The organism is Caulobacter sp. 17J65-9, assembly GCF_010975005.1.
In the GTDB taxonomy this organism is placed as follows: Bacteria; Pseudomonadota; Alphaproteobacteria; order Caulobacterales; family Caulobacteraceae; genus 17J80-11.
In genome coordinates this window covers 1-2,974 of record NZ_JAAIVC010000265.1, presented here as the reverse complement: position 1 = coordinate 2,974, position 2,974 = coordinate 1, and the positions used below count along the sequence as shown (strand labels likewise).

Below are 2,974 nucleotides of genomic sequence, written 5' to 3'. Positions count from 1 at the left end.
GTCGCGCGAGGCCGGGCCCGAGGCCTGGGCCGACGCGCAGTTCGAACTCGCCCGGGCCTTGCGGGCCTACGGCGAGGTCCGCCAGCCGCGCGGCGTGACGGCGGCCGAAAGCGACGCCGAGGCCGCCGCCCGCATCGCGCCCTTCCTGGAGGCCGAGGCGGCCGTGCGCGCGGCGCTGGAGGTGCACACGCGCGAGACCGCGCCGGATCGATGGGCCGACCTCGAGCAGGAGCTCGCGCGCCTGCTGCGTCAGGTGGGCGAGATCCGCTACTACGACCCGAGCGTGCTGAAGGCGGCCGCCGTCGCCGCCCGCGCGGCGCTGTCGGTGCGCACGCGCGAGCACGCCCCGGACGCCTGGCTGGAAAGCCAGCTCGAACTGGCCGAGATCCTGTTCGGCGGCGCTTCAGACACCAAACCGGAAAGCCCGGAGCGATACGACGCCGCAGTCGCGGCTTTCCGGACCGCCGCGGAGGCGACGGCGCGGGACGTCCAGTCGCGGTCGTGGGCGTGGACCCGCTACCGTCTCGCGCTGGCGTTGATGCACGCCGGCTCGATGACGGACGCGCCTGTGGATGAGCGACAGGCGATGCTGCGTGAAGCGCTGGAGGTGGCGCGCGAGGTCGCGGCCTGGGCCGCCGGGGCGCGCGACAAGGCGCTCGCGTATGACGCCAGGGGCGTGGCGGACTACGCCGAGACCTTCCTGCGGGTGCACGGGGAAGGCGCCGGCGCCTGACGCGTGGGGGAGGGCGGCGCGCGTCCTTCCGAAAACCGCTGTTTTGTTTCTGCGGCGGTGTCGGCTAGGGGCAGACTGTTTCGTCCTCAGCCTGACGCAGGAAGTCCGCCCATGCTCTACGCCATCCTCTGCTACGACTCCGAAGACGTCGTCGGCGCCTGGTCCAAGGAAGAGGACGCCGCCGTCATGGAGCGGCTGGGCGCCGTCCAGGAGAAGCTGTCGGCGCAGGGCCGGCTGGGGCCGGTCGCGCGGCTGCTGCCCTCCACCGCCGCCACCACCGTGCGCAAGGGCCGCGAGGCCCTGGTGATCGACGGGCCGTTCGCCGAGACCAAGGAGCAGTTGCTGGGCTTCTACGTGGTCGACTGCGACAGCCTGGAGGCCGCCATCGAGGTCGCCCAGGACCTGGGTCGCGCCAGCGGCTCGGCCGGCGCGCACGAGGTGCGGCCGTTGATGCTCTACCGCCCGGGAGACATTTCGACGTGAACGACCTCGGCTGGATCGACGCGGCCCTGACCTCGGCCCGACCCCAGGCGGTGGGGGCGCTGCTGCGCTACTTCCGCGACCTGGATACGGCCGAGGAGGCGTTCCAGGAGGCGTCCCTGCGGGCGCTGAAGACCTGGCCGACGAACGGGCCGCCGCGCGATCCCGCCGCCTGGCTGATCTTCGTCGGGCGCAACGCCGCGCTGGACCACGTGCGCCGCCAGAGCCGCCACACCGCCATGCCGGCCGAGGAGCTGGTCTCCGACCTCGACGACGTCGAGGCGCCGCTGGCCGAACGGCTGGACGGGTCGGACTATCGCGACGACGTCCTGCGCCTGCTGTTCGTCTGCTGCCATCCGGACCTGCCGGCCACCCAGCAGATCGCCCTGGCCCTGCGCGTGGTTTCGGGCCTGTCGGTGAAGCAGATCGCCCGCGCCTTCCTGGTCGGCGAGAGCGCCATGGAGCAGCGCATTACCCGCGCCAAGGGCCGCATCGCCCAGGCCGACGTGCCGTTCGAGGCGCCGGGCGCGGTCGAGCGGTCCGAGCGGCTGGGCGTGGTCGCGGCCATGATCTACCTGCTGTTCAACGAGGGCTATTCCACCGCCGGGGCGACCGAGGCCGCCGCCCGCGCGCCGCTGGCGGAGGAGGCGATCCGACTGGGGCGGCTGCTGCTGCGGCTGTTCCAGACCGAGCCGGAGATCATGGGGCTGACGGCGCTGATGCTGCTGCAGCACGCCCGCACGCCGGCCCGGTTCGATCCCCAGGGCGATGTCGTCCTGCTGGAGGATCAGGACCGAAGTCTCTGGAATCGCAGGATGATCACGGAGGGTCTGGCCCTGATCGACAAGGCCGTGCGCCATCGGCGGCCCGGGCCCTACCAGGTGCAGGCGGCGATCGCGGCCCTGCACGCCCGCGCGTCCCGGCCGCAGGACACCGACTGGGCCCAGATCGACCTGCTGTACGCCACCCTGGAGCGCCTTCAGCCTTCGCCGGTGGTGACGCTGAACCGGGCGGTGGCGGTGGCCAAGGTGCGTGGCCCGGAGGCGGCGCTGGACATGGTCGAGCCGCTGGCCGACCGGCTGGCCGGCTACTTCCACTTCCACGGCGTACGCGGGGCGCTGCTGCTGCAGCTGGGCCGCGGGGCCGAGGCGCGCTCGGCCTTCGACCAGGCCGTGTCGCTGGCCGGCACGGCGGCCGAGGCCGCGCACATCCGGATGCACCTGGACCGGCTGGAGAAGGACATTTCCGCCGACCGCCGTCGCGGAACCGTCGCCGAGCTGTGATCGGGCCGAGACGGGCGGCGGCTAAGCGCTGCGGCGAAGTCGCCGGAGCGCCCGTTCGTGACGCCCTACCTGTTCTATGTGTTCGGCCGCCCCGGCGCCGACGACCTCTATGTGCTCAACTGCGCCGACGACCGTGAGGCGCGCGCTCGGGCCGAATGGCTGCTGACCCTGCATCCCGGCCGCGATCGGGTCGAGGCCTGGGACGAGGCGCGCCCGGTCTGGATCGCCGAGGTCGAAGCGCCGGCGCCGTCGCTGGCCGTCGCCGCCTGATCAGGCGGCCGCCCAGACGATCAGCACCGAGGCTATGATCGTGAACGCGTCCTCCAGCAGGGCGGCCGGCAGGTCGCGGCCGAAGGCCCTGGCCAGCCGCATGCGCACCGCATAGCCGCCGAAGGTCCCCGCCAGCGCCCCGATCGCTCCGGCCGCCGCGCCGCCGATCAGGGCGCCGTGCGCCGCGCCCAGGGCCGCGCCGCAGAGG

4 protein-coding genes and 1 pseudogene are annotated in these 2,974 nt (G+C 73.4%); 4 read left to right on the top strand and 1 reads right to left on the bottom strand.

Features of this window, described 5'->3' with window-relative positions:
- From G3573_RS21025 to G3573_RS21010, 4 genes are all read left to right on the top strand, one after another.
- Positions 1-733, top strand: a 733-nt coding sequence (locus G3573_RS21025; protein ID WP_205598418.1) for a hypothetical protein, incomplete at its 5' end; no start/stop codon positions are given.
- A 111-nt stretch (positions 734-844) separates the two neighbouring features.
- The gene (locus G3573_RS21020) at positions 845-1,216 is read left to right on the top strand and encodes a YciI family protein (RefSeq protein WP_163263599.1); all 372 of its coding nucleotides are present in this window, start codon (positions 845-847) and stop codon (positions 1,214-1,216) included.
- Positions 1,213-2,496: an RNA polymerase sigma factor gene (locus G3573_RS21015; protein WP_163263598.1), complete on the top strand. Its 1,284-nt coding sequence runs from the start codon at positions 1,213-1,215 to the stop codon at positions 2,494-2,496. Before G3573_RS21020 ends, G3573_RS21015 begins: the two co-directional genes overlap by 4 nt.
- Positions 2,497-2,553: 57 nt before the next feature.
- Positions 2,554-2,766, top strand: coding sequence for a hypothetical protein (locus G3573_RS21010; protein ID WP_163263597.1), 213 nt, complete (start codon positions 2,554-2,556; stop codon positions 2,764-2,766).
- Here the strand turns inward: G3573_RS21010 and G3573_RS21005 are convergent.
- Positions 2,767-2,974, bottom strand: a pseudogene (locus G3573_RS21005) (DUF4126 domain-containing protein); the annotation flags it as partial.